This window comes from Candidatus Nitrosotenuis cloacae (genome assembly GCF_000955905.1).
In the GTDB taxonomy this organism is placed as follows: Archaea; Thermoproteota; Nitrososphaeria; order Nitrososphaerales; family Nitrosopumilaceae; genus Nitrosotenuis; species Nitrosotenuis cloacae.
Map to the genome: position 1 here is coordinate 1,509,840 of NZ_CP011097.1, position 24,926 is coordinate 1,534,765.

General features: G+C 41.7%; 26 protein-coding genes. 10 read left to right on the forward strand and 16 right to left on the reverse strand.

The genetic code is table 11. The annotated features are described in order from the left end of the window. The first annotated feature begins 87 nt into the window (after window positions 1–87). From SU86_RS08635 to SU86_RS08645, 3 genes are all read left to right on the forward strand, one after another. The gene (locus SU86_RS08635) at window positions 88–2,424 is read left to right on the forward strand and encodes a hypothetical protein (RefSeq protein WP_048188775.1); all 2,337 of its coding nucleotides are present in this window, start codon (window positions 88–90) and stop codon (window positions 2,422–2,424) included. A gap of 120 nt (window positions 2,425–2,544) precedes the next feature. After that, complete coding sequence (locus tag SU86_RS08640) at window positions 2,545–3,432, forward strand: hypothetical protein (protein WP_148550873.1); 888 nt, start codon at window positions 2,545–2,547, stop codon at window positions 3,430–3,432. After that, a complete protein-coding gene (locus SU86_RS08645) occupies window positions 3,433–4,401 on the forward strand; it encodes a matrixin family metalloprotease (RefSeq protein ID WP_052755669.1) in 969 nt (322 codons plus the stop codon). Here the strand turns inward: SU86_RS08645 and pyrB are convergent, their stop codons facing one another. Then, window positions 4,402–5,331 carry an aspartate carbamoyltransferase gene (pyrB, locus tag SU86_RS08650; protein WP_048189459.1) on the reverse strand — a complete coding sequence of 310 codons (930 nt, stop codon included), beginning with the start codon at window positions 5,329–5,331 and terminating at the stop codon, window positions 4,402–4,404. A gap of 42 nt (window positions 5,332–5,373) precedes the next feature. Here pyrB and pyrI point away from each other — a divergent pair, with 42 nt between their 5' ends. Further along, window positions 5,374–5,835: an aspartate carbamoyltransferase regulatory subunit gene (gene pyrI / locus SU86_RS08655; RefSeq protein WP_048188778.1), complete on the forward strand. Its 462-nt coding sequence runs from the start codon at window positions 5,374–5,376 to the stop codon at window positions 5,833–5,835. Between the two features lie 26 nt (window positions 5,836–5,861). Here pyrI and SU86_RS08660 read toward each other — a convergent pair whose 3' ends face one another. Genes SU86_RS08660 through SU86_RS08680 form a run of 6 tightly spaced genes read right to left on the reverse strand, consistent with a single transcriptional unit; the run spans window position 5,862 to window position 10,748 of the window. Next, window positions 5,862–6,173 carry an ATP synthase subunit C gene (locus SU86_RS08660; RefSeq protein ID WP_048188780.1) on the reverse strand — a complete coding sequence of 104 codons (312 nt, stop codon included), beginning with the start codon at window positions 6,171–6,173 and terminating at the stop codon, window positions 5,862–5,864. Between the two features lie 34 nt (window positions 6,174–6,207). Beyond that, on the reverse strand, window positions 6,208–6,354 hold the full coding sequence (locus SU86_RS09805) for a hypothetical protein (RefSeq protein ID WP_158507493.1): 147 nt from the start codon (window positions 6,352–6,354) through the stop codon (window positions 6,208–6,210). Between the two features lies 1 nt (window position 6,355). Continuing rightward, window positions 6,356–6,988 carry a V-type ATP synthase subunit D gene (locus tag SU86_RS08665; RefSeq protein WP_048188782.1) on the reverse strand — a complete coding sequence of 211 codons (633 nt, stop codon included), beginning with the start codon at window positions 6,986–6,988 and terminating at the stop codon, window positions 6,356–6,358. Between the two features lie 5 nt (window positions 6,989–6,993). After that, window positions 6,994–8,379 carry a V-type ATP synthase subunit B gene (locus SU86_RS08670; protein ID WP_048188783.1) on the reverse strand — a complete coding sequence of 462 codons (1,386 nt, stop codon included), beginning with the start codon at window positions 8,377–8,379 and terminating at the stop codon, window positions 6,994–6,996. Continuing rightward, on the reverse strand, window positions 8,376–10,148 hold the full coding sequence (locus SU86_RS08675; protein ID WP_048188785.1) for a V-type ATP synthase subunit A: 1,773 nt from the start codon (window positions 10,146–10,148) through the stop codon (window positions 8,376–8,378). Before SU86_RS08675 ends, SU86_RS08670 begins: the two co-directional genes overlap by 4 nt. Before the next feature lie 6 nt (window positions 10,149–10,154). Further along, window positions 10,155–10,748 (reverse strand): V-type ATP synthase subunit E, encoded by a 594-nt coding sequence (locus tag SU86_RS08680; RefSeq protein ID WP_048188786.1) that lies wholly within the window; start codon window positions 10,746–10,748, stop codon window positions 10,155–10,157. 76 nt (window positions 10,749–10,824) lie between these two features. Between SU86_RS08680 and SU86_RS08685 the strand changes: the two genes are divergently transcribed. Then, complete coding sequence (locus SU86_RS08685) at window positions 10,825–12,924, forward strand: V-type ATP synthase subunit I (RefSeq protein ID WP_048188787.1); 2,100 nt, start codon at window positions 10,825–10,827, stop codon at window positions 12,922–12,924. On the opposite strand, the gene SU86_RS08690 is transcribed toward SU86_RS08685, so the two are convergent. Together SU86_RS08690 and SU86_RS08695 are read right to left on the reverse strand one after the other, a co-directional pair. Next, window positions 12,925–13,698 carry a sulfurtransferase gene (locus SU86_RS08690; protein ID WP_048188789.1) on the reverse strand — a complete coding sequence of 258 codons (774 nt, stop codon included), beginning with the start codon at window positions 13,696–13,698 and terminating at the stop codon, window positions 12,925–12,927. A 73-nt stretch (window positions 13,699–13,771) separates the two neighbouring features. Further along, entirely contained in the window at window positions 13,772–15,343 is a 1,572-nt protein-coding gene (locus SU86_RS08695; RefSeq protein ID WP_048188791.1) for an ammonium transporter, read from the reverse strand. A gap of 129 nt (window positions 15,344–15,472) precedes the next feature. Between SU86_RS08695 and SU86_RS08700 the strand changes: the two genes are divergently transcribed. The 4 genes from SU86_RS08700 to SU86_RS08715 all read left to right on the forward strand — a co-directional run bounded on the left by SU86_RS08700 (window position 15,473) and on the right by SU86_RS08715 (window position 18,178). Continuing rightward, window positions 15,473–16,126, forward strand: a complete 654-nt coding sequence (locus SU86_RS08700) for a hypothetical protein (RefSeq protein ID WP_048188793.1) — start codon at window positions 15,473–15,475, stop codon at window positions 16,124–16,126. A 64-nt stretch (window positions 16,127–16,190) separates the two neighbouring features. After that, the gene (locus SU86_RS08705) at window positions 16,191–17,240 is read left to right on the forward strand and encodes a V0D/AC39 family V-type ATPase subunit (RefSeq protein ID WP_048188795.1); all 1,050 of its coding nucleotides are present in this window, start codon (window positions 16,191–16,193) and stop codon (window positions 17,238–17,240) included. A gap of 41 nt (window positions 17,241–17,281) precedes the next feature. Beyond that, the gene (locus SU86_RS08710; protein ID WP_048188796.1) at window positions 17,282–17,518 is read left to right on the forward strand and encodes a hypothetical protein; all 237 of its coding nucleotides are present in this window, start codon (window positions 17,282–17,284) and stop codon (window positions 17,516–17,518) included. A 12-nt stretch (window positions 17,519–17,530) separates the two neighbouring features. Then, window positions 17,531–18,178 (forward strand): hypothetical protein, encoded by a 648-nt coding sequence (locus SU86_RS08715; protein WP_048188798.1) that lies wholly within the window; start codon window positions 17,531–17,533, stop codon window positions 18,176–18,178. Between the two features lie 208 nt (window positions 18,179–18,386). Here SU86_RS08715 and SU86_RS08720 read toward each other — a convergent pair whose 3' ends face one another. Further along, window positions 18,387–18,956: a hypothetical protein gene (locus SU86_RS08720; protein WP_148550875.1), complete on the reverse strand. Its 570-nt coding sequence runs from the start codon at window positions 18,954–18,956 to the stop codon at window positions 18,387–18,389. Window positions 18,957–19,012: 56 nt separating this feature from the next. After that, window positions 19,013–19,558, reverse strand: a complete 546-nt coding sequence (locus SU86_RS08725) for a hypothetical protein (RefSeq protein ID WP_048188802.1) — start codon at window positions 19,556–19,558, stop codon at window positions 19,013–19,015. Window positions 19,559–19,627: 69 nt separating this feature from the next. Between SU86_RS08725 and SU86_RS08730 the strand changes: the two genes are divergently transcribed. Beyond that, window positions 19,628–19,978, forward strand: coding sequence for a hypothetical protein (locus tag SU86_RS08730; RefSeq protein ID WP_048189461.1), 351 nt, complete (start codon window positions 19,628–19,630; stop codon window positions 19,976–19,978). Here SU86_RS08730 and pyrH read toward each other — a convergent pair. The 5 genes from pyrH to SU86_RS08755 form a co-directional block, all read right to left on the reverse strand. Beyond that, window positions 19,973–20,650, reverse strand: coding sequence for a UMP kinase (gene pyrH, locus SU86_RS08735; protein WP_048188804.1), 678 nt, complete (start codon window positions 20,648–20,650; stop codon window positions 19,973–19,975). The genes SU86_RS08730 and pyrH overlap by 6 nt on opposite strands. 4 nt (window positions 20,651–20,654) lie before the next feature. Beyond that, on the reverse strand, window positions 20,655–21,866 hold the full coding sequence (locus tag SU86_RS08740) for an HD domain-containing protein (protein ID WP_048188806.1): 1,212 nt from the start codon (window positions 21,864–21,866) through the stop codon (window positions 20,655–20,657). Beyond that, window positions 21,863–22,447 (reverse strand): dTMP kinase, encoded by a 585-nt coding sequence (tmk, locus tag SU86_RS08745; protein WP_048188807.1) that lies wholly within the window; start codon window positions 22,445–22,447, stop codon window positions 21,863–21,865. The genes SU86_RS08740 and tmk overlap by 4 nt, the downstream gene beginning before the upstream one ends. 71 nt (window positions 22,448–22,518) lie before the next feature. Then, window positions 22,519–23,124 (reverse strand): hypothetical protein, encoded by a 606-nt coding sequence (locus SU86_RS08750; RefSeq protein WP_048188809.1) that lies wholly within the window; start codon window positions 23,122–23,124, stop codon window positions 22,519–22,521. A gap of 86 nt (window positions 23,125–23,210) precedes the next feature. Next, window positions 23,211–24,857, reverse strand: coding sequence for a hypothetical protein (locus SU86_RS08755; protein WP_052755670.1), 1,647 nt, complete (start codon window positions 24,855–24,857; stop codon window positions 23,211–23,213). Window positions 24,858–24,926 lie beyond the last annotated feature (69 nt).

The window sequence follows — 24,926 nt, forward strand, 5'->3', positions numbered from 1 at the left end:
ATTTTTAGGAATTTTTTCTAATATCGTAGTATTTGTTCAAAAAACCCAAACACCCTCTTATATGATTTTTTTAAGCCAAATTGATGTTTGAGAGTAGGGATAATCCTAGCTGCATTCATAGTGTATACCGTCGGTATTAGCGCAGCTTATGCCGAAGAATTTGACATTCGGTTCCTACCTCAAAAACTAGTCGAGGGATCTGAGGCAAAAATGCAGGTCTTTATAGCAGAAGGAGAGACAATAATCCCAAAAAAAATAACTGATCTTACCATTACATCGCTTGACTCATCCATTTTACATATAGAAAAGATTCACGATAGCAGCTCATTTGTTACCGACATTACGGTAAAGGCAGGCAAGCCTGGAACCACCACCATCTATTTAGCAGCACCAGGATTTGACTCAAAAGAGATTCCAGTTACGATTTATGGAAACAAAAATCATGCATCCACATTACTAGTCAAGATAACACCGGATACGTTTACCACTAGCGGTCCAAATGAAGGATACATTGCAGTTGAGCTTGCAGATGAGGACGGATTTCCGGTTGTGGCAAAAGAAGACACTGTCATATCGCTGGACACTGCAAATAGAGAAATAATTGAGCTGGCATCACAAAATCTCCTAATAAAGAAAGGAGAATATTTTGCACACAGCAAATTTACGATTAAAAAATCAGGCGAGGCAACAATTTATTCCACTGCACAGGGAATTGAGACCAAGAGCAGCACCATAAAGGTGGAGGAAGACGAAGATCTTACCATAAAGATGTACACTTATCCAACTACATTATCCATACATGATGCATCACAAGGATTTGTGATTGCTCAGCTGCAGGACTCTTCTGGCAGGCCGGTAATTGCGCAAAAAGACATCATTGTATACTACAAGGTTGCTGATTCTGATTATGCCGAGGCAACAAACTATAGCTCAAACTACAAGCAAAAGTCTTCTGGTTATTTCCAAATTAGCAAGGGCACCTATTGGGGCTATTCTCAATATTCACTTCCAGAGGGAATTGAGGACACGTACGAGCTGTCAATTTCTACTGAAGAGCCATTAGTGATTGAAACTACGGAAATCACTTCAAAGGACTTGGAATTAATGGATGACAAGCTAGTTCAATTCCAAACCTTGCCAGTATTGGCAACAGGCAAAAGAGAACTCATAGGGGTATTACACCTAGAAGACGAAGATGGCAAACCGGTTGTGGCAAAAAAAGAACTTGCAATCAGAATAGACTCATCAGACAGCAAGGCACTAACGGTTGAAGATGTCATACTGGAGGCAGGCAACCAGGTAGCACTAGTCTTTGGCAAGATAGGCCACAGTGTTCCAACAGATCTTGAGCTCAGACCGGCAGTAAATGAGGGTGAGCTGACCACAATTGAGGTGTTTGGTCCAAACAAGGACTCACTAGAATTGGTAGTAGAGCCACTCATACCAGACGTTCTATCAGGAACCGACTTTCCAGTTGTGATGTACCTAAAGGATGGCACCGAGCTGACCAGCTTCCCAGAAGACAGTGATGTGTTCGTATCACCAAACGAGCACATCCAGATTCAGACAAAGAAGATAGTGCAAAAGGACACACTTGTCTTGTTTGATGCCAAATCACTAAAGAAGGGATCCGTGGATTTATTGGTAGAAACGGGTGACTTTGATGATACCTCAACGATTGAGAGTCTTTCATCGGATCCTGCAGACATCATTTTTGATCATTCAAAATCAATCTTTGTTGGCAGCAATGACATGTTTTCAATTCAGCTTGTAAACTCTGAAGGACTGCCAACATATGCAACAAATGACGTCATGATCAATTTGGTAGTAAAAGACCAGGCAATAGCAGAAATGCCATCTACAATAACAATCCCAAGAGGCAGCTATTACGCATTGTTTGATGTTGCACCAAAAACCACAGGCACAACCGAGGTCTCCTTACTATCAAAGGAGTTGCCACTAGTATCAGACGAGATAACAGTTGCCAGCCTTGCTCCAACCTTGAGTGTTTCAGGTCCAGATTCCGTAGAGTTTGGCGAGACCTTTGTTGTTACAGTATCTGCAAAATCTGGTGAAAAACCACTTGTTGGGTTGAATGTTGACTGGCAAATAAGTGGCGGAATCAACCAAATCTCAGATACCCAGACAGGCTCAACAGGTGATGCAGTAATATCTGTCATTCCTCAGGGCTCTAACGTAAACGTCATAGCCACAATAGGTGGCCAGTGGTATTCACCTGCATCAATATCAAAGTCAATCACAATAAACTCATCAGAGGGAATACCAATGGAAGAGCAGCCAAGCAAGCCTGATTATTCCCTTGAGATTTTTGGCATTGATCCTATTTTGATAATAGTTCCAGGAGCAATTGGTGCTGCTGGATTTATGCTAAAGAAAAAAGGTCAGCTCAAAATAAAAAACTAGTTTTCATTTTGCACAAAACACAGTTTTTTGTTTATTAAAAAACAAAAAATTCGTATGTTCAATTCGAACATCAGCTTGATTATCAAATTTCCCATCAAGGAATAATTAGAAAATCAGGATGTGGACAAATTAGCTAATCTAAACTTTAATCTTGGAAAAATGCTTGGAGGAAATCCTACCAAGAAATCTTTGGTGTTCCAATCATTGCTAAATGGGGAAGACATTACACTTGATGTCTGCTCCTTTGAGGAGGTTCTGCCGTATTCATTGCTCTCAATTCCAATATCCACCATTACACCTCACGATAATGTCTGGATTGCATCATCAATGCTATCAAGAATTGCCGATGTGACTAACACCTTGGTGGTAATTGAGGACGAATTCCCAATAGGAACAATTAGTGCAAATGAGATAATCGATGGCTTGCAAAAGAGGCCAACTAGCGAGTTTTTCTCTGAGAATATCACCAAAATAATGAATGCCGACTTTTATATCGACTCCAGAACGGTAAACATCAAGGGAATTCTAGATAGGATGGGCAAGAGCCAAAATCCCTTTTCAATAATACAAAACGACAAGACCAGCTTTTCCCAGTTCTCAATTAGGCAAACACTTGAGATTGGCGCATTATGCAAGACTGACTTTGGTGCCGGATCATTTGAGAAAAGACGCATTGCCAGCTTCAAGCGCGACGATACCATCAAGGATGTGATCGAGAAGCTCAAAAAGGAGCAGAGCGAATTTGTCATGCTTGAAGACGAGTTTTCGTTTGTGAATCATGAAATCATACTGGAAAAACTCAAGGAGTTAAGCAATACACAAAATGAAAATATTGTAAATCTTAGCGCAAGCACCTTAAAGGCGATCACGCCGGTTTTGATCTCGGAGAAATTAAGCATCTCAGAGATTTGCAAAATCATGATCAATGCAAAGTATCCATGTGTTATGACATCGGACAGGCTCATCACACCACGCGATGTTCTGGATGTTCTGTGCAAGGAAGGCTAGATGTCAGAAAAATCCCTTGCTCGCCTAAAGGATCATCTGGACTTGATGAAAAAAGAGCTTGACAACACCACGTCACAAATAAAACAGTTTGAGACAAAAAGCCAGGCAGAGAAAAAATCCATCGATACAATAAATGTCAAGACACTAAAGCGCCATGAAGACGAATTAGTACAAGAGATTTCCAAAATCCAAAAGGAGATAAAAAAATCAAGATCCAAAATATTGCTGATTGCCGAGATTGCGGTCTTGCCCGTAGTCTTTTTAATGCTACTAATGTCTGGTGTAACAGATTCTATCTTTATTGGCGATTCAAAAGAGCCGCCAAACGTGCTTAAGACCAAATACTTTACGGAAAATCTCCGGGGTGACACAGTAGATGTGTGGAAGTCATGGAGGTTGGTCGATTCCAAAATTAATGTCAACATTCTCAAATCCCCGCGTGTAAGTGAGCACCAGCTTGAGGTGATAAGAAACTCGATCATGTCTGAGGAAACCCAAGAGTTTGATGATTCTTTGGTGCACAAGGGCCCCAAGGGATCAAAATCCACATACTATGTTGGATGGGCAGGCGCACTCAAAGAGGCCTCAAAGCAAGAAACAAAATACAACATACCAACAAAATTTGAGTTTGTTGAGAACAATGGAATTGGAGACATCATCATAACATTATCCAACATCAAGGATTCTGATGGATACACAGGATATACAAAGTCAGTCACACAAGACAATGAAATTCTGAAATCATTTATCACAATTTATGATATTTCAAATCTTACAGATGATCAGCTGGAAACAATACTACGACACGAGTTCGGCCATGCGTTAGGACTTGGCCATTCTACTGCCACAGAGGACTTGATGGCGCCAACAATTGACATGACCATTCCATACATTTCTGATTGCAACATTGACGCAATTGTGAATCTGTATAATGCAAACGAAGACAGCCAAACAGTTTGTGAGAAATAACTAGAGGCCTGCTTCGTTTAGGACTAGTCCCAAAAGTGCTGCGCGCGTAAACTTGCCATATTCTGCTTGTTGAAAGTATTTTGCTTGTTTTGTGGAATCAACATCAGTTGATATCTCATCAACTCTTGGCAGCGGATGCAAGATGATTGCATTTTCCTTCATTTTTCCCACAACATCGAGTCCAATTTTGTAGCTGCCTCGCACCTTTTGGTATTCCTCTTCGTCTGGGAATCTCTCCTTTTGGATTCTTGTCACATAAATGACATCAAGCTCATCGATGTATTCATCAAGGTTTGTTGATTCCTTTAGTGAGACCTTTTTTTGGATTTCATAAATAGAGTCTGCTCGAATTTTTAGGGATTCTGGTGATATCAGCCTAATGTCAACATCATAGTTTGATAGTGCATACAAAAGCGAATAGACGGTTCTGCCATATTTCAGATCGCCTACTATACCGATTTTTAGGCCATCAATTTTGTTTTTTTCCTTTTTTATGGTGTACAGGTCCTGTATTGCTTGTGTTGGGTGCTCCTCTGTTCCGCTTCCGGCATTTAGCACCGGCTTCTCAGAGATTTCAGATGCAAATCGACTAGAACCATCAAGTGGATGGCGCAGTGCCAATACATCAGAGTAAATTGAGATCATCTTAATTGTGTCTGCCAGGCTTTCTCCCTTTTTTGTGGAAGAAGATGCCATGTCTGCTATTCCAAGCGAGGTTCCGCCAATTAGTGCCATTGCCGCCTGGAAGCTCAGTCGGGTTCTGGTGCTCGGCTCAAAGAACAGATATCCAAGTGTTTTTCCTCGGCCAATCTCTCGGCGTTGGGTTGGATCCATCTTGATTATTTTATCGGTTGCAGAAAACACTGATTCGAATTTTGCCTTGTCAAAATCACGTACAGATATGATATCTTTTTGGAAAAAGTCGTTCATTTCTTTCAATGATATATACTGGTTACTATACAAAGTATTCTGATGCAAGAATCAAATCTCATAGTACGCAGAATAAAGGACGGAACCGTAATTGATCACATAGAGGGTGGAAAAGGCCTCAAGGTTCTGGATGCTCTTGGCATCAATGGCGAGGATGGAGATGTAATCACGGTGGCGCTAAATGTGCCCAGCGGCAAATACAGTAAAAAAGACATTATCAAAGTAGAAAACCGCTATCTGCAAGACTTTGATACAAACAAGCTTGCGGTAATATCTCCAAAGGCCACTATCAATATCATAAAAGACTACAAGCTTGTCGAAAAGCGCCGGGTAGCCCTGCCAAACAAAATTGAGAAGATCTTCAGATGTTCAAACCCAGACTGCATAACAAACAGCAAAGAGGACATCGAATCAGTCATGGAAGTAATTGACAAGAACGGCCTTGTCCTAAAATGCAAATATTGCACAAGAATCTTAGATGTAAATCAGCTGAAATATTGCTAAACTAAAACAAAGAGTTTTTTTGGGATTTACTGTCCCAAGATAATGAACATCATGACGATTCCGTAGATTGCGATTGACTCGACCATACCTACGAAGATGAATACTTTGGACTGTAATGCTGGGTTCTCACTAATGACGGCAAGACCTGCAGATCCTACATAACCTAATCCGATTCCTGCACCAAATGCTGCAAGACCAAATGCTAAACCTGCACCAAGAATTTTCAGCGAACCAGAGTCACCAGATGGTGCTGCTCCTTCTTCTGCTGCAAACGCAAGGCCTGTCATTGCTGAGAGTGATACTACTGTTGCCAAAAGCAATAACGCAAAGGATTTCATTTTCAAATTTGCTCCCTGACCTCCTTTATTTAAATCATAGTGTGGTTTTGGAAATTTTGTCCAACGTTTTTGTTTTGAATTGTTTTAGATCAGATTTGATAGAATCTGCCTGAGTGCTGTTTTCTGTTTCCAGTGCGTTGCTTGCTTGATCGAGCAATCTTTTGATGTCTTGTTTTGCCATTTTACTTCTTCTTCTCCATTACTGCCTTGACTTTTTTTAGTCTTGCGAATTCTTCTCTTTCTCGCTCTTCTAGTGTGGATAGGATGAATTTGATTCGCAGTCTATATTGCGGAATGATGACGTTTTCAAGCGCATTTAGGAGTTTTTGCGTCTTTTCAAGCGCCTTTGCGAGCGCAAAAATAGAGTTCTCGTATTCTGCTGCTTTGCAGATTTTTGGCAACAATGCCTTGATCTGCTTTGCAGCCCGATCTATTGAAGAGTTGGTGTCTGCAAATCCATAAGGCATTGATTTTGTGTCTTTTTCAGTTACATTTAGCGTGGGTATGGTAACATCCACTACTCGCTTTACCTTGGTGTCCACTTCCATTACTGCTGGAGTTGATTGTGCTACCGAGTCTACGGTTGCAGTACCCAGTGATAGATATGCATCATTTACTGACTTGTAGACATCTTGTAGTGGCTCCCAGATTCCGCCGCGAGCCTTGTTTGCTTCGGTGATCATTTCTTCAATGTTTTTTAGTAAAACCTTTCTTTTGTCATCAAGAATTTTTTGGACCATTGTTGCAACTTGGCTTGAACGCTTGTACTTGAGCAGCTCGATTTTTGTTGCTGCAACATTTTGTCCAAATGACATTTTAGCTATTGTTCCTTGTAGTATTGATCGATAAACTTGTCTTTGACCTTGGTTAGCTCATTCTTTGGCAATAGTGAGACTACCTTCCACTGTAATCCTAGTGTTTCCTCGATGGTTCGGTTTTCATCAACGCCCTGAGTCAAAAACTCTTTTTCAAATCCATCGCCCACTTCGAGGTATTTCAGATCCACACCGGTAAGGCCTGCCTTGCCTACGATTCCTGCCAGTGCTCGTACCTCTTGTGCACGAGAATATGCATCATAATTTTGATTAGAGATCTCTTGGTGATCCGCTCTTGTTCTTCCCTCGCCAATTCCGTCCTTCATTATACGAGAAAGACTCATCAAGATGTTGACTGGTGGATAGACTCCTTGTCTGAAGAGGTCACGTCCAAGTACGATTTGGCCTTCTGTGATGTATCCCGTAAGATCTGGAATTGGATGAGTGATATCGTCTGATGGCATGGTTAGAATTGGCATCTGAGTTACGCTTCCTTTTTTGTCTCTTAGTCTTCCTGCTCGCTCGTATATTGTGGAAAGATCAGTATACAGATATCCAGGATAGCCCTTTCTTCCAGGTACTTCTTCTCTTGCTGCACTGATTTCTCTTAGTGCCTCTGCATAGTTTGTCATGTCGGTTAGTATTACCAGTACGTGCATTCCAAGATCATATGCTAGATATTCAGCAACAGTTAGTGCTACTCTTGGTGTGATGATTCTCTCAATTGCAGGATCGTCTGCTAGATTCAAAAATAGAACACTTCGTTTTAGTGCACCAGACTCCTCTAGGCTTCGCTTGAAATATTCCGCCTCTGAGAACTGCACGCCGATTGCTGCAAAGACTACTGCAAATTCATCAGATGTTCCAACTACTGTTGCCTGTCGTGCGATTTGTGCTGCCAAAATGTTGTGTGACATGCCAGAGCCGGAAAAGATTGGAAGTTTTTGGCCTCTGACTAGTGTTAGCATTCCATCAATGACGGAAACGCCTGTTTGAATGAAATCTCTTGGATATTCTCTTTGCTCAGGATTCATTGGCTCACCATTAATGTCGATGAATTTTTCTGCGATTGGATCTGGCAGTCCATCAATTGGTCTGCCCAAGCCATCAAAGACTCTGCCTAGGACCTGCTCAGAGACTGGCATTTCCATGACTTTGCCTGCGAATTTTGCGCTGGTGCCAGATATGGATAATCCTGTTGTTCCCTCAAATACTTGGACGATTGCTTTTCCGTTTCCTACCTCGAGAACCTTGCCTAGTCTTCGTTGTCCATCGGTTGTTTGAATTTCAACTAGCTCATCAAATGCAACGCTTTCTACGCCATCAACAATGACAAGCGGTCCTTTGATTTCCGCAATTTTGGAATACTGGACTCCGCCTTGTGAGCTCATGCTGTGATCTTAGCTCCAGATATTTTTTTGAATTCTGATTCTATTGTGCCAGTCAGTGCATCAAGCTTTGCAATCTCTTCTTCCTTTACTTCCATTCTTGCTTTGAGCAGTGTTGCAATTACTGGCATTGCTCTAATGTCTGCAAGTGCAGCACCCTCTCGTAGTGCGGCTTGGCCTTTTCTGTAAAAGTCAACCAATAATGTTAGTAGCTTGAATTGTTTTTGTGGACTGCAATAAGTATCGACATCATCAAAAGAGTTTTGCTGTAAGATTCCGATTTTGATCATTCTTGCTACTTCCAAGATTAGTTTTTCCTCGTCTGGCAGTGCTTCAGGTCCTAGTAGTCTGACAATTTCTTTTAGTGTGTCTTCTCTTTGTAGGATTCCGTATGCTTCTCGTCTGAGCTCAAACCAGTCCTTTGATACGTTATCACCCCACCATTTTCCAATGTCTGCCAGATATCCGGAATAGCTGTTCATCCAGTTAATTGATGGATAGTGACGAGAGTATGCTAGTTTGGCATCCAGTGCCCAGAAGGTCTTGATGAATCTCATGGTGTGTGTGGTGACTGGTTCTGTAAAGTCTCCACCTGATGGAGAAACTGCACCAATTAGTGTTACAGAGCCGTCCCTGTCTGGACTTCCTTGTGCTCTGACACGCCCTGCTCTTTCATAAAATTCTGCTAATCTTGATGCCAAGTATGACGGATATCCTTCCTCTGCTGGCATTTCTTCGAGTCTTCCGCTCATTTCTCTTAGTGCTTCTGCCCATCTTGATGTGGAATCTGCCACTAGGACAACATCTTTGCCCATGTCTCGATAATATTCTGCAATTGTAACGCCGGTGTAGATGCTTGCCTCTCTTGCAGCTACTGGCATGTTGCTGGTGTTTGCAACAAGGACCGTTCTGTCCATGAGGGGCTTGCCGGTTCGTGGGTCTTTGAGGTGTGGGAACTCGACTAGTACTTCGGTCATTTCGTTTCCTCGCTCACCGCATCCGATGTATACTACAACTTGAGAGTCTGCCCACTTTGCAATTTGGTGCAAGGTTACTGTTTTTCCTGTTCCAAATGCTCCAGGAATTGATCCTGTCCCTCCCTTTGCGATTGGGAAGAATGTGTCAATGACTCGCTGGCCTGTCAATAGTGGAATGGTTGGATCATATCTTGATTGGTATGGACGTGGCTTTCTTACTGGCCAGTAATGATACATCTTGATTGGGGTCTTGCTATTGTCTGTGGTTGCAAGTTCGGTTTCTAAATCATATGTGCCTTCGCTAACAATTTTTGTGATTTTGCCGGCTGCATGATCTGGCGGAACCATTATGCCGTGCTCGATTAGGTCGGTTTCCTGTACAGAACCAATTATACTACCTGGCGCTACTGTGTCGCCGACTTTGACTTTTGGTGTGAACTTGTATTTTTTAGTCATGTCTACCGGAGTGGTGGTGATTCCTCTTCCAATAAAAGAGCCAGACTTTGCTGCAAGATCTTTTAGTGGTCTTTGAATTCCATCATAGATCTGTCCAATAATGCCTGGACCTAACAAAACGCTTAGTGGATTTCCAGTGCCAACTACTGGCTCGCCTGGTTTTAGTCCGCTTGTTGATTCGTAAACTTGGATAAATGCAACATCTCCTGTAAGTCTAATTACTTCGCCAATTAGTTTTGCATCGCCGACAGAAACTGTTTCGTACATTTTTGCATCAGACATTCCGTCTGCTTTTACTGCCGGACCGCTGACCCAAACAATTCTACCCTTTGCAACCATTACCTTTTACCTTCCGAATTTTGATGCAATATCTTTCCTTATTAAAGGCTTCAGGCGATCAAGTCTTGCATCGATTGTGTTATCGAATTTCATTGTTCCATCCTTTGATTGCACCTTGATTCCACCAAGGCACTCGATCAGATCGGATGACAATGTTGATCCTGGAAATTTTGAGAGTGAAGATTGGACAACGGACTTGTCCTTTGAATTTGTTTGAACTATGATATCAGAAGTGCCTATTGCATCAATTGACTCTTGTAGCAATGTGGAAATTAATTTGGAATATTCATTGTTACGATCAGTGTCTTGAAGTTTTTTGATTGCCTTCTCAAAGACCTTCTCGATTGATTCCTCTACTAGCAAGAGATGTTTGTTTCTGGAATCCAGATCGGCATTGCCAACAATTTGCTTTTCTAGCTTTTCTGCCTCTTTTTTGCCCTCTGCAAGTATTTTGTCATATTCCTGCTCTAGGGATGTTTGTGAGTTTGCCAGCATTGATTGCGATGATTTTAGGGCTTCTTTTAGGCTTGAGATGATCTGTTGTTCTGTGTTTTGGAGAATTTTTTCTACAGTTCGCTCTAGTGCAGAATCAACGCCCATTGATCTGGCTCCAATCAGATAATGGATTTTAATGTTTGGAAAGATTTTAAAATCGTCCTAAAAACCGTAAATTGAGTTGGTAGTAGCTGATCTAAAACTTGGAAGCATTATTTTGCCTAGATCAGAGTCGCCGCAAGCAGTATCGCGTCTTGCGGAATTTGAGTGGTTTCACAAACTAGAGACAGATAGCGATCTGGTTACGCCGGAAATCGATGATCTGCTTTTACGCGCCCAAAAATCATACCAAACAATTGACGATGTTGTAAAGGGATTACAAATTCCATTGCAAGTCGGCATCATGGAGGTTCTCTTCAAGGGAACTGTCATAAAAAAGAAGCAGTACGAACTAGATGAAGTTCACACCATGGTTGACGACTTGGAGAAAAACGGGCCTGCAATTGTGGATGCTCCAGCTAAACTATTAGAAGAGATGGCGACAACTCAGCGCTCAATTGATGAATATTCCACACTAAAAGAAACACTGGACATTGTCAAAAAGCTAAACGTCGATGTCGGTGGATTTGGATTTATGAAATATTTCTACACAAATCTTTTTGTTATCAATACAAGCGAGTTTGCCGAAGTGAGCCGTACCCTAGAAGGAGTAACGGTTTACAAGTATGAACTAGACACAAAGGACAAGCTAGCATTAATTGTTGTAGCAGGAACAGACGATTCTGATAAGGTCCTCAAGGTATTTCGCGGCTTTAATTCAAATCCATTTGTCATCCCACAAGGGCTGCCACAAGTTCCATCACAAGCATATTTACTAATTGAATCAAAGCTGGCAGAGCTGACAAAGAAGGAAAAAGAACTCTCAAAGCAAATTGCCAAGACAAAGCTGGCAATTCGCAGAGACATCTTATCACTACACGAGAGTGCATTTGTAGCAAAAGAAGTATTGGAATCATTACGCAAGCCAGGCGGAACAAAGAGATTTGCAGTCATACAGGGATACATTCCAAAAAATATGGAAGGAAAATTCAAAGAAGTAACAAAACAGTGGATGTCAGTTACTGAAGACATTAGAGACCCAAAGATGGTCCAAAACAGACCCACACTGTTCCAGAACAAGCGATGGGTTAGAACATTTGAGGTAATCACGCAAAGCCAGGGCATCCCAAGAAAGGGCGAAGCAGACCCAACTCCGATGATTTCGCTAATGTGGCCAATATTCTATGGAATAATGTTCGCAGACTTGGGTCACGGACTGCTTCTCATGGGCCTAGGTTTGTTATTCAAGATGAAAGGACAGGGAGTCATGGCAAGATGGGGAATGCTCATTGCCATCTCTGGCGCATCGGCTGCAGTTGCAGGAGTTGGTGCAGGTGAGATGTTTGGGTTCCACATTGATCACATGTCACCATTTGAAGGATTGTTAGAGGAAGGCGGAGCATTACACTCGGTGTCATGGCTAGTTGGAATTCTTTCCGTAGCAGAGCTGACATTTGATCAAGTCATCAACATACTCAAGGTTTCATTGTTCTTAGGAATCATTCACTTGATTTGGGCATTTGTGCTTCGAATAAGACGACTCCACAAGGAAGGCCACAAACAAATGATGATAACAGAAGCGATTCCAAATCTCACACTATACGGCGGAATTGTAGTAATCATGATGTGCGCAATTGGCGCAAGCTACGATGTCATGAACATGTATTCCAGAGAACACACCGAAGTTGTTCCATGGGTCACAGTATTTTTGGGTGACTGGGCGCGAGTATGGATTGTTACAAGAATTGCAGTAATCATTGTACTTGGTTCAATGGCAACAATGATGGTTGGCGGAATCTTGCATGCGAAGCACCACCCAGAAGACGGTGGAAGTGCAGCAAATGTTGTGATGGAAGTATTCTTGGGCAAGACAGTGGAATGTCTGGCTCACACTATCAGCTATGCACGACTTGGGATCATGTTGCTTGTACACGCAGCCTTACTAATGACAGTAAACAATGCATTTGCTTCAATGGGCGGATGGTCATCACCAGGAGGTATCGCAATGATAGTTGGCGGAAACTTGGGAATTATGATGATTGAAGGACTAATTGTATACATCCAGTCTTTGAGATTGCACCTATACGAATTCTTTACGAAATGGTATGACGGTGGCTCGCAGCCATTCAAGCAAGTTGTACCAGAATTATTGTACAACCAATTTATCTGGAAAAGAAAATAATCACTCTACAGGCAATTCAGTTCTGTTTGACCACTCGCCCCAAGACCCAAGATACACTTTGACGTTCTCAAAGCCGAGTTTTTTGAGGGCCAAAAACGAGTTTGCTGCGCGATATGCTCCTTGACAATATGTGATGATTTGAGAGTTTTTTGGAATTTGATATAATTTTGATAGCTGTGCATCATCCTTGATGGTACCATCTTCTGATATGTTGAGAGTATAATCCACATTGATTGCACCTGGAATGTGGCCACGCCTTGCGCCGCGGATCACATCGCCTATAAATTCCTCCTTTGATCTTGCATCAATTAGGATTGATTTGCCCAAGTTTTGCTTTACATAATCATAGTCTGCAATGATTTGCGGATTTGGTTTACCATCAAAGTTTTTTGGCTCAAAGCCGTTTGTTTTTGTTTCAAGCAAGTGTCCATCTGATTGCCATTTTTTAATTCCGCCATCAAGCATCCAAACATTTTGGTGAGAAAAATACATCAGCATCCAGACTCCGCGTGCCGCAAGCATTCCAGAAACATCATCATAAAAGACGACTTTGTTTTGTAAGGTCACACCTACAAAAGACAGAATCTTTTTTGTCTGCTCATTGAATGTTATGATTCCTTGAGGAGTGGTATCAAACCAATGATATGCAAACAAGTCCAGATTTATTGCGCCTGGAATGTGTCCTTGTGAGTATTCCTTGAATGATCGTGCATCAAGTATGATCAGATTTTGGTTTTTGATTTCTTTTGCCAGATCTGCAACAGATATGAGCATCAATTCGACTAAGGCCTAATATCCATTAAATCTATTTTGAAAACAAAAGGAAAAGAGAGGGTTTTCGAGTTTTTTACTCGTTGACGTATGCTCTTTCACCGTGCTGGGCTAAGTCCAATCCGATTTCTTCCTCTTTTGGAGTTACTCGGATTCCGCCTGGCCATACTGCATCCATCACTTTGAGGATGACAATAGTTACACCAAACGCATAACCTGCCGATATTAGAGCGCCCATTATGTTGATAGCTTGTTGCTCATAGCCTTCTGGTGTTCCAGTCCATGCGCCAATTCCGAAACCTGTATCCCAAATGTGTGGGCTTGCCAGTGTTCCTGTTAAAACTGCGCCTGTGAAACCACCCATTCCGTGTACTCCCCAAACGTCGAGTGCATCGTCCCATTTGCGAGAGTTCTTGAATGAAACAGCACCATAACAAACAGTTCCTGCTGCAATACCAATGATCAATGCTGCCATTGGTCCAACGAAACCAGATGCTGGTGTGATAGTGACTAGTCCTGCAACTGCACCTGATGCTGCACCAACAACACTTGGCTTACCCGTGTGGGCCCAAGCCATTAACATCCAAGTTAGTGCTGCCATGCCTGTTGCGGTGTTTGTTACAACCCATGCTGATGTTGCAACTCCGTCTGCTGCTAGTTCAGAACCTGCGTTGAATCCAAACCAACCAAACCAGAGCATTCCTGTTCCAAGAACAACCATTGGAATGTTGTGTGGTTCCATTGGAACCTTGCCATATCCAAGTCGTCTTCCAAGAACTAGGGCTCCAGCCAAAGCTGAGAATCCAGAGGTAATGTGAACTACAGTACCGCCTGCAAAGTCAAGTGCGGCCGCCGGCGCCAGATCAGGATTGAGGTCTAACTTACCTGCGAATATGAAACCTCCGCCCCAGACCCAGTGTGCTACTGGATCATAGACAAAGGTTGCCCACAGTAAGATAAAGACAACAAATGCGCTGAACTTGATTCTGTCAATGATACCACCTATGATTAGTGCTGGTGTAATGATTGCGAAAGTTGCTTGGAACATTGCAAATAGTTGATGCGGAATTGTTCCAGGCCAAATTGCGCTACATTTTACATCCGTGCTTACAACATATGGCGACCTCAGAGTATAGTAAACTTGGTCAGTACACGCTGCTGGTGAACCCAGAGGTGCAACATGAGATACTTTGTTGAATCCAGCATAATCTAATGAACCCATGAACAAGTTTGCATCACTGTTCACTGGACCAAATGCTAGAGAGTATCCCCATAATACCCATTGTACTGAGATTAGACCCATTACAATTAGGGTCATTCCTAGTACGTTTACCATGTTCTTTGATCTTGCCAATCCGCCGTAGAAAAATGCAACACCCGGGGTCATGAATAGGACCAAGGTTGTTGCAGTTAGTATCCAAGCGGTGTCACCGTTGTCGATCATGCATGGTGCAAAAGCGCCAGAACCTGGTGCTGTTTCATACCAGCATTCTGCTGGATTACCAGTATCAATTCCTGTACCTCTTGCTTGATAACCATCCATGCCGTCGGTGACTTGTTGCGCATAAGCTGTTGACAGTACGCCTGTCGAAGTTGCGGCAACTGCTATCACAAGTAATAGAGCATACTTGTGATTCCTGTTCTTCATTGTAGGTCTGCAACGGTGAAAATTATTTAAGCGTAGAGAAGTTTTGAGTCCAAAAGATGTAAATTGTTAAATAGACTCATTTTAGGATAATATCATAAAATTAACAAATTATGTTATGGAGTTACAGGCATGGAACCAAAACTAGCGATATTTGAGACATTTAAGACAAAAAAACAGGAACTCACCGGCGAGGCAACGAGGCAACGATCAATCATCATTACTTTGGCAACCGAAAATAATCCGGCACAGAGAACACGCACGGCAATTGCACAGAGAATCGCGCAGGAGAATGGAACAGTTTGGAAGAACATCTATTCTGGAATATTTCGGGATCTGGACGAGATTCTGATCCCACTCGGGATGGTAGAGGAAGCAGGCCGCTTACCGCTTAGACGTGGCCCAAAAGCACTACAGGAAAAGGGAATTCCATTCTACCAGCTCACGCAAAGCGGACTCTTAGTTTCAATAGCACTAGATGAGATAATTGGTCGCGAGAAAATCCTAGAGAGATTTTTTGTTGAATCCAAAATCAGCAAGGAATTCAACGATGAAATACAAATGATCGCAAAATTTGCGCCAAGGTTTGTGTATTCATTGTTTAAGAGCTACGTCAAGGCATACTGCGATGGCAAGTTTTCCGATCTCTTGCCGTTTGAGAAGGCGCGATTCATCTCGGTATCGGATGAGGCAATTCTGATCCAAAAGGAATTTTTGGAATCATTCATTGGCATGCCAAAGCAGGAAAAGGAAAAAACACTTGCATTTCTAAAAGAGATAGGCTGATTAGCAAATTTTTGCAAAAAACAACCCCCAAACATTAAAATCCATTATACAAGGGGGCAAAAATATGGGCTCTGGCGGATCACAAAAAGTCTTTGCATCAGTAAAATCATACTCACAGCGAGGCAAGCTACTCACAAAGACGGAACTGCAAACCCTAGCAGAATCAAGAGACTTGGATGAGCTAATCACCAGAATAAAGAACACAAAATATGCTGACGCCGTATCCAAGGTAAACAAGCCATTTACTGCAGGCAAAATAGAGTCTGCTCTGCGAAGCGAGCTGGCAGAGATTCATTATTCCATTTCCAAGACTGCCGGCAAGTCGGATATCTTGGATGCGTATTACCTAAAATTCCTAATATCAAATCTCAAAGTAATCCTAAAGGGAAAGGCACTGGGCAAATCCCAAGAAGAAATAGAGCCGCACCTGAATCTGCATGCCGAGGAGCTAATCAACCAGCGAGACGTAATCATAAAGGCACTCACTGCCAAGGACCTAGAAGAGGCAATCGCAAGCCTGAGCTCAATTGAGTTTGGCGAAGAGATGGCAAAGGCAGTAACACTGTACAATGACAAGAAAAATGTCCAAGTCTTTGACGTATTGTTGGATAAGATTTTGTACCAACAGTTAGGTCGTGCAATGAGAAACTCGCGAGACCGGGAAATAATGAGACTAGTCGGAATGGACATTGACTTTTACAATATTCTCTCTATTCTTAGGGGCAAATTCTGGGGCCTAGACGAAGACCAGATCCAAAACTTGATCGTGACTCACACACCAAGCATTCCAAGAGACTTGCTTGGAAAAATGATCTCATCTGATTCCGTCAGAAGTGTACTGGATGAGCTAGCAACAACTCGTTATCGAGATATCATACCACAAACAGAAGACAACATGGAGACAGTATCTGCATTTGAGCACTCATTTGAAATGGCAATCTACAAGGCAGTAAACAGATCATTTACGAAAATGTTCAGCTTTTCCACAATAATTGGAATTACAAAACTGACCTCATATGAGGTGCGAAACATTGCGGCAATTGCGTTTGCAGTAGAGCAGAAGATCGAGTCACAGACAACAATGTCCAGGCTTATTGTAGAGCAGGAAGAATAGTTTTTCAAGCTATATATGGAAAGGAGGCTAGAAAGCCAGCAATGATACGACTGCACAAAAAAAAGTCAGACATCACCACCGAAACCCTCGTCAATACTGTTTGGGTTAGTACCTTTCTGGCGCTGGTTCTGACAATTCCTGCACTGTCGGTGTTTTTGGGAATTTACTTTACGACTGGGAATCTTCTAGTCGGTGCAGTGATTGGATTTGGGCTGCACTTTGTTGCATTGGCATTTTCTGATAGAATATCAAAGAATTTGACGAGGCTGCTCAGCTAAGGTGATCATACCATGATGGGCGATAAGGACTACAAGCAGACCATAAACGAAACACTGGACATACTAACAAAGGAAACAGTACCGCAAATAACAGATCCCGTAGACAGCAAGTCGGTTTTCCTACACGAAGTCATACGATGCATGAGAAGATCCTACTTTGATAGATTTGATGCAATAGATCCTGTCGGCAGGGACTTTGGCGGTGTTTTGGGTGGACTCATTAGAAAGCTTCCATATGGCTCCAAGCTTGGAGAATTTGCCATCGAGGAGATAAAGCTAAAGGGGCAAGCAGACATGCTAGTGGATGACATTGTCATAATATTCAAGACGATTACTGGCTCGCCTGAGAATCCAGCAGCGGCCGATATTTTGTATCTGAATGGATGCATGTGGATCTTTGGCAAAACAGAGGGAGTGATTGTTTACTTGACTGGTGAGGGAAAAGAGACATCATTTGCACTAACTCGCGAGAAGAAAATGTTTGAGGAGGTAATCAGACGAGTTCGCGTTTATTCCAATTTGATTGCCGACAAAAAGACTCCAATTTTAGAACCATCGTCGGAATGTACCACCTGCCAGTACTATGAGCGGTGTTACATCAAAAAGCATGATGAAAAACAAATATCCATTACTGAATTGTTTGGTACTAAAAAGAAGTAAAAAAGATCTCTAGAATTATTCTAGTGATTCTTTGTGTCCCTTGCCGCGAAGTGCGAATAATACTACTGCGAAGGCAATGAAGACACCGATTGCTGAGCCATATGCTGCTAGACTTGCTTCTGCCATTTGATTACGAATCTGAGCTCAAATCTTATATAAGTTTGCCAAAAATTTTTTCATAAGGACAAATTATCATAATTTTATAATTCTATGATACTACTTGGTTCCCCTTTAGTTCAGCAAAGGTAGAGTCCAGCTCATCTAGTTCTTGGCCGAACAGGTCTGTCATCTCCTTTAGGAGCAGTTTTTGCTGTTGAGCTTCTCGGCATTCCCCTCTTAGTCTATTGATTATCTTCTCAAACTGGGGGATTCTTTCATTGAGATGAATGGTAAGATCTTGGAGGAACTCTTCGTATGATTTCAGATCTGCGGCAAGGGAGTTATCTGATCGTTGTAAATTGCCGGCATCATCGGAATCGACAAACTCGCCCAATCGTCCGCGAAGAACTCGCAGCTTTGTTTCTGTTTGGGAGAGTTTTTCCAAGTTTGTACCAACGGAAATAGAGCCAGAGTCTAGTTCCAATCTGCCAAGCTCATCGCTAAGATAGTTGGTCATCTTTTTTGCCATTTGGCCCTCCCGGTGTGCTTCTTGTTGTTGTTCTGTGACTTCGTCTTTTAGCTTTTGCAGTGTGTCCATTTCGTGGTGTAAGGTCTTTGCCAGGTTTAGTAGGAATTCCGCAGCATGGGCCAAATTATTCACGGAATACGAGCTTAGCATCAGCTAAAATCGCCAAAAATGGATACTAAAGATATGTTTGTTTGAATTAAACGATCCTATGGAGTGAACTCGAATGGAACGATGTTTTCGTGTCCTGCAGTCATGGAGCTGAGATTAAAGTTGGCCTCGCCTTTGATCTTCCAGTTTACTGTACCGCTGGACAGAGCTGACCAGAACTGTGGATCATTGCCGGTGTTCTTTATGGTAACTGTCTCTCCAATGATTTGCGGATTATTACTCAGTATGGTGTAATAGTTGGATCCTTCGATTGCGCCTTCTGGTCTATCACCGATTTGTGCAATTAATACACGGGTATCATCAGAGTATAGCTCGAATTTTATCAGCTGTAAGATAACGGACTTGAAGTTTGGGTTTGTTATTTTGAAATCGACTTGGATTCGTGCCTCTTCTTCTGTAACTGAGAGAACTTCAAAGCCACCCAAGCCCACCTCAAGCGGCAAGACCTTGATTGGATCTGGCGATATTTTGCCCAAGCCCTCCTTAGAGACGTCATTAAAGATTTGAGAGCCGGAAATTGCTATTACTCCTATTGCGCCACCGAGGATTCCGATAATTATTCCAAGTAGGATTTTGGAATTCAACGAAATGAATTTTGAAAATCTGTATCATAAACGTTAGCAATTAAATCTGCATCATTGTATGATATGATAATGCAGTATTTCCAGGCAGTGCAGATAGGACGGGGGCGCTCAAGCAAGTCCCAGATGATTCTGTTTAATTTGTGTGGATTTGCAATGCTAACACTTACTACAAAAAAGAAGGACGGCCAGTTTATTCCAATTGGGGAAGAAGACCTAGTAGCAATAATTCGCACTGCAGACGGATACGTCACCATTCTGGTTGATGCGGAAGGATACACCAAGGCACAATCAAAGCCGCTTGAAAAAGATGCAGCCTTTGAGATATTCAAAAAGGCAAGAGAATCTGGAATTACGGAATATCCTGGGGATAAGGTAGAGATCTGGACTGAGCAATACCCTACCGTTCAAAAGGAATTATAGTATAATTTCGGTTCCAACTGATTGGCCACGAATTGCCTTTTCTATTGTAGGAAGATCTGCTTTTATGATTCTGGTCTTGATTTTAGAGCGCTCTATTACCTTGAGTGCCACAATATCCATCAGATCATAGCCACCTGCCACGGAATCCTCCTTGACTAGGAGGCTGCGCAAATTCTTGAGCTCAATGCGCTTGAATTTTTTTGCCTTGGGGTTTTTGTTTGGATCGGAATCATAAATCCCATCAACATCTGTTGCGTTGAGAAATTCAGAAGCCTGTGTTTTTTCTGCAATCAATGCAGCGGTTCCATTTGTGCTCTGTCCCGGATGCAAGCCGCCGGCAACTACAATAAGTCCTGAATCCACTGCATGTCTTGTTTCGGTTAGTGTGGTTGGTGGATGTGGATATGCCTTGCTTCCAAGTGCATAGATAAGCAGTTTGGCGTTTAGTCTAGAGACCTCGATTCCAAGCTCGTCTAATGTGGATTCATCAGCGCCGGAAGATCGTGCATGAGAAATGTAATGTCGGGCAATTTTGCCCCCACCTGCAATCACTATTGGCTGGCAAACCTTGCTTATTTTGACCAAGAATGTTGCATAGTCCTTGAGAAGCTTTTCGTTGTTGTCCATTCCAAAAATCCTACCAGACAATTTTAGGACAATTCTTTTTTTCATTGTATTAACCAAGGATCGATTTTGCTGCCATTTCAACTTTTTTTCTGTTATTATCCAAAGTGTAGACTCGCAAAATGTTCATGGACTCTGCCATGGACGACACTACGGGGATTTTTGAGAAGGGGATCTCTGTTGGTTTTTTGGAATGGGTGATTAATGTGATTGATTTTGTTTTCTCCTTGGCTGGAGTCAGTGGAACTGAGAATGTGCCAGATGTGTCCACAAAGATATCGTCCTTGTTTATTTTGGATTTTTTTGCTATTTTATCGCGTATTTGCTCGGACTGGCCAGATTTTTGGGTCATGATTTTTTCATAGACGCACTTTAGCAGCCTTCTGTTTTGATAGTCGGTTGCAAATCTTTTTGCTCGCCTTTGCTCTGAGGTATGATTTGGTAAGGCAAGGATCTGGGCTATTACAAATTCATCTGTGAGTTTAGTGTAATGATCCAAATTTAGATCTATAAATCCACAGTCGTCGTCTGCCAGCCTGATTGATTCAAGCATCATTACCTCGGCTGATCGTACTGTTTTGTGGAAATAGACTGCCTTGAACATTTGGTATCTGGAAAGAATCATAGACTCAAAAGAATATAGTGCTGATTTTTCCAGTGCTAGCTTGGTCCTATAGACATCTAGAGACTGGATTATTCTTTTGTGATCTATTTTTGCGTGCTCGGCGCCAGTGAAATAACCATCCCGCTGCAAATAGTCCATCATGTCTGCGGACAATGATCCAGAGATGATTTCATTGACGAATCTGTACTTGGGATAACCAAAGGCAAGCTTTGTGATGTGTTTTTTATCAAATCCTGATTTTGATAGAATATCACCAATTTCGGATTCTTGGATTATTTTTTTTCCAATCTCTTCATGTGAGGTTTTCTTTTTTATCTGCAAAACTTCCTCAAACAAATGCGAGAATGGACCGTGTCCTACATCGTGTAGTAGTGCGGCAAGTCTGATTTCCTGGATTTGGTCTGTTTTCAGAAATCCTTTTTCTTTGAGTGACACAGCAGCTTGGCCTGCAATGTGCATTACACCAAGCGAGTGCTCAAATCTTGAGTGCTGAGCAGATGGGTAGGTTAGGTGTGCACCAGACAACTGTCGTATTCTGCGCAGTCTCTGAAAGACTGGCGAGTCGATTATTTTTAGTTCAGTATCATGGACACGGATAAAATCATGGATTGGATCAACTATATCCAAAAATTGCTTCATATCTTTTCTAGCTTTTTTGAGAGAATTTTCATAATATCATTGTGAACTGATTCCTTTGGTTGTGATGCATTGATTATATGCCAGCTGAACTTTTTTGCCAAAACTCGATAGGTCCTAGATATTTTTTGAAGGAATATTGTGTCTTTTTCGAATCTATCTCGGTTTGATTTCTTTCTGGAAAATGATTCCTTTTGGGACACATCAAGTACTATTACGAGGTCTGCCTTTGGAAGTCCTTGGTCCAGTCCCTGCAGCCACGTCAGTGAGAGATTGTTTGCAACGCCATATACCAGATTTGATTGATAGTATCGATTCATTATAAGAACGGAATTTTGTGATTCTGCTTTTTTTATCTCAGATTCCTTTTCCCATCTATTTGCGGCCAATAAACAATGGATTACTTGCGGTGGAAACTTTCGTTTTCCATGAAGGAATCTGTTGATCTCTTTTCCTAGTGGTGTGGTGTAATCTGGAAAGCTGAAAATTTTGGTCTTTATCTTGCTTTTTCTGAGTGTTTTTGCCAAAAGCTCGGACTGGGTTTTTTTTCCTGCCTGATCGCTTCCCTCAATCACTATAATCATTGATTGTATTGAGATTTGTCGCAGTAATTAAAAATCTATCATAAATAAAGAAAAAGATAACCTTCCAGTTTTTACTGGTATGGTTTTCGGTTTTGTTTTTCTTCCATCAACTTCTCAAGTTGTGGGTTTTCTGGAACATATCCTCCACATCCAATAGTGAATGTGTCAGTAATTGCAAAGCCAGTCTTGCCAGTGGTGTATCCTTCTTCGTTGTCGGTTCTTGTATCTACTTTGTAGTTTACGATGTTACACCTGTCATATTGCAAAACTCTAACTAGTTCTCCAGCTTGCAATAGTTCTACTCTCACATTGAAATCAAAATAGTCGCCGGTTTGACGTCCATCAAGACCATTTGCTTGTACTTCGTCTACTGCCGCATAGAGATATGGGGTTCCGCCTGCAATCTTTGTCAGAGTGAACTCTGGTGATGTTCCTCGTCCGTTGTTTCCAAATCCTTGTGTTTGTGAGAAGATCTGAAAGTCTGCAGTTTCTGTTTTGTCGCCAAATGAGAATGTTGCAACTGGGTTGACACCTTCAGCAAAGATGTACATTGCGTTTCCCTTTGGTGGATCAGCTGCTGTAATTGATGTTGTTTGTGACAATCCAACTACTAGTGCAATAGAAGCCATTGAAAAGGCCAAAATTGCAAATGTGGTTGCAGTCAATTTGTTGTTCATAGGAACGTTTGTTATCAAATCGATAATAAACTGTCTAACCAACCCAACAAAGTATTACAAGGTATTATTCTATATTTGTAAAATAATTAGTTGAATGGTGTACCCCAACCAATCTGAACCAATCTGAGAAATGATGATTCACTTACACATGCAGATGTCTTGGTACTCTTTTTGAGAATCAGTATTTTTCCATCACCACATTCCACTTCATGTGACTTTATTCCAAAGTCGGATTGTTGTGCCAAAGGAAGTACTACTTTATTTTCTGACTTGAGTGGCAATTTGCCAGAGAGCAGATCTTCTGCCTTTTGTAATTTATCCAGTATTAGATTTATTTTGTTGTCAACTTCTGAGCTAGAATCCTTGTTCTTTATCATCTCGCGTAGCTCTTCTCGCATCATTATCTCGATTTGCTCCATCAGTTTCAGATCAAGCTTGGCCAGATCCTTTTCAACAAACTCGTAATTATCCAAATATGCGGCCGTTACAAGATCAAATGCTGCATCGACATTTCCATTCTGGTATTGAGTTTTTGTCTGGCCTAGCAGATTTTTGATTTCAGAAATGTAATCAACAGGATTGGTAGTAACTGTTGTGCCTTGGTTTAGATCCTCTATCATTATGATGGATTCTGTAACAATTGATTCGAGCTCAGAAAACTCTCCATACGAGTCCACTATATCTTTGAGCTTGCCAAGATTTGCACCTAATTGCTCTATTTTGGCCTCGTCTAATTTTTTGAGGTTGTTCTTATTTTTATCATAGATTTCCTGCGCCTTGCTCAAAAATGCAGTTGTTTCGTCGTATTCTACTTTGTCCACTAGCTTACCAGATTTTACTGCGGGCTCGTACTCTTCTTCAACTAAGGCTAGTCTGTCCTTTATTGCATGCAAGGCAATCGCATCGGCTGATGCCCCTTCGTATCCTCGCACAATAGGCTCAATTGTGTTGAGAATTTGCTCAAGGTCTGATTTTATGATAACATTTGGCTGGCCGGATCGCGCTACTTGCATTGCGTCTTTCATACCAGACTCGACTATTGCTGCTTTTTCTTGGCCAGCGGTACTCACAAGGGCCGGATGAGTAGATCTGTAATAGTAATAGCCTTCATAGGTGAACTTTATTGCATCATTTGTTTTGCCATCTGAAATGGCTGCAATTGCTTCTTCGATTTCCTCAACGGTTTTAATCTTGAATATCTCTAATAATTCTTGGTTGATTGTGTTTCTGTGTTTGTAGATTTTGTTTGGATTATCCTTGATTTCTAGAATTGCTGTATTTGTTTTTAGATCCGGATTTTGTGATAATAGGAATTTTTTGTCTAAAACTGAATACCACTCAAAGAATGAATCATCATCGCCTTTTGCAAGTGCTTCTTGTACTTTCATAAAGGCAATTTTGTAAATGGATTTGTCTATTGCCTGTCGGTTAAACCCTGCTTCGAGTAGATCCCGTGTCTTGATGTGCTCCCGATTATAGTCGAACGTGTTCTCTATGATTTTGTCAGTTTCCGGATCCACATCCAGTGCTGCCTCTTTGAAATAGGTCTCATAGAGTTTTTCTGCGCTTTTTAGTTTGATTGATGCATAATAGTAATTACCGGACTCGGCCTCTGTAAGATCGTCTTTTAGCTGGTTCCACCTGTCGCCAAGCGTTGGTGCGGCATATGAGAATTGTGCGGTGCCTACCAGCAAAAATACGGACAAGACAATTGAGAGCGATTTTTTGTGCAACTATAATGCGAGATTTTTAGTAGATATTAGAACGATTTTCTGATTTTATTTTCCTGTTTTAGAATCCTA

Coding starts and splice junctions, on each gene's coding strand:
- SU86_RS08645 (WP_052755669.1), top strand. CDS start 3,433: ATGTCAGAAAAATCCCTTGCTCGCCTAAAGGATCATCTGGACTTGATG.
- pyrB (WP_048189459.1), bottom strand. CDS start 5,331: ATGAACGACTTTTTCCAAAAAGATATCATATCTGTACGTGATTTTGAC.
- pyrI (WP_048188778.1), top strand. CDS start 5,374: ATGCAAGAATCAAATCTCATAGTACGCAGAATAAAGGACGGAACCGTA.
- SU86_RS08660 (WP_048188780.1), bottom strand. CDS start 6,173: ATGAAATCCTTTGCGTTATTGCTTTTGGCAACAGTAGTATCACTCTCA.
- SU86_RS09805 (WP_158507493.1), bottom strand. CDS start 6,354: ATGGCAAAACAAGACATCAAAAGATTGCTCGATCAAGCAAGCAACGCA.
- SU86_RS08665 (WP_048188782.1), bottom strand. CDS start 6,988: ATGTCATTTGGACAAAATGTTGCAGCAACAAAAATCGAGCTGCTCAAG.
- SU86_RS08670 (WP_048188783.1), bottom strand. CDS start 8,379: ATGAGCTCACAAGGCGGAGTCCAGTATTCCAAAATTGCGGAAATCAAA.
- SU86_RS08675 (WP_048188785.1), bottom strand. CDS start 10,148: ATGGTTGCAAAGGGTAGAATTGTTTGGGTCAGCGGTCCGGCAGTAAAA.
- SU86_RS08680 (WP_048188786.1), bottom strand. CDS start 10,748: ATGGGCGTTGATTCTGCACTAGAGCGAACTGTAGAAAAAATTCTCCAA.
- SU86_RS08690 (WP_048188789.1), bottom strand. CDS start 13,698: ATGCTCATATCTGTTGCAGATCTGGCAAAAGAAATCAAAAACCAAAAT.
- SU86_RS08695 (WP_048188791.1), bottom strand. CDS start 15,343: ATGAAGAACAGGAATCACAAGTATGCTCTATTACTTGTGATAGCAGTT.
- SU86_RS08700 (WP_048188793.1), top strand. CDS start 15,473: ATGGAACCAAAACTAGCGATATTTGAGACATTTAAGACAAAAAAACAG.
- SU86_RS08705 (WP_048188795.1), top strand. CDS start 16,191: ATGGGCTCTGGCGGATCACAAAAAGTCTTTGCATCAGTAAAATCATAC.
- SU86_RS08710 (WP_048188796.1), top strand. CDS start 17,282: ATGATACGACTGCACAAAAAAAAGTCAGACATCACCACCGAAACCCTC.
- SU86_RS08715 (WP_048188798.1), top strand. CDS start 17,531: ATGATGGGCGATAAGGACTACAAGCAGACCATAAACGAAACACTGGAC.
- SU86_RS08720 (WP_148550875.1), bottom strand. CDS start 18,956: ATGCTAAGCTCGTATTCCGTGAATAATTTGGCCCATGCTGCGGAATTC.
- SU86_RS08730 (WP_048189461.1), top strand. CDS start 19,628: ATGCAGTATTTCCAGGCAGTGCAGATAGGACGGGGGCGCTCAAGCAAG.
- pyrH (WP_048188804.1), bottom strand. CDS start 20,650: ATGAAAAAAAGAATTGTCCTAAAATTGTCTGGTAGGATTTTTGGAATG.
- SU86_RS08740 (WP_048188806.1), bottom strand. CDS start 21,866: ATGAAGCAATTTTTGGATATAGTTGATCCAATCCATGATTTTATCCGT.
- tmk (WP_048188807.1), bottom strand. CDS start 22,447: ATGATTATAGTGATTGAGGGAAGCGATCAGGCAGGAAAAAAAACCCAG.
- SU86_RS08750 (WP_048188809.1), bottom strand. CDS start 23,124: ATGAACAACAAATTGACTGCAACCACATTTGCAATTTTGGCCTTTTCA.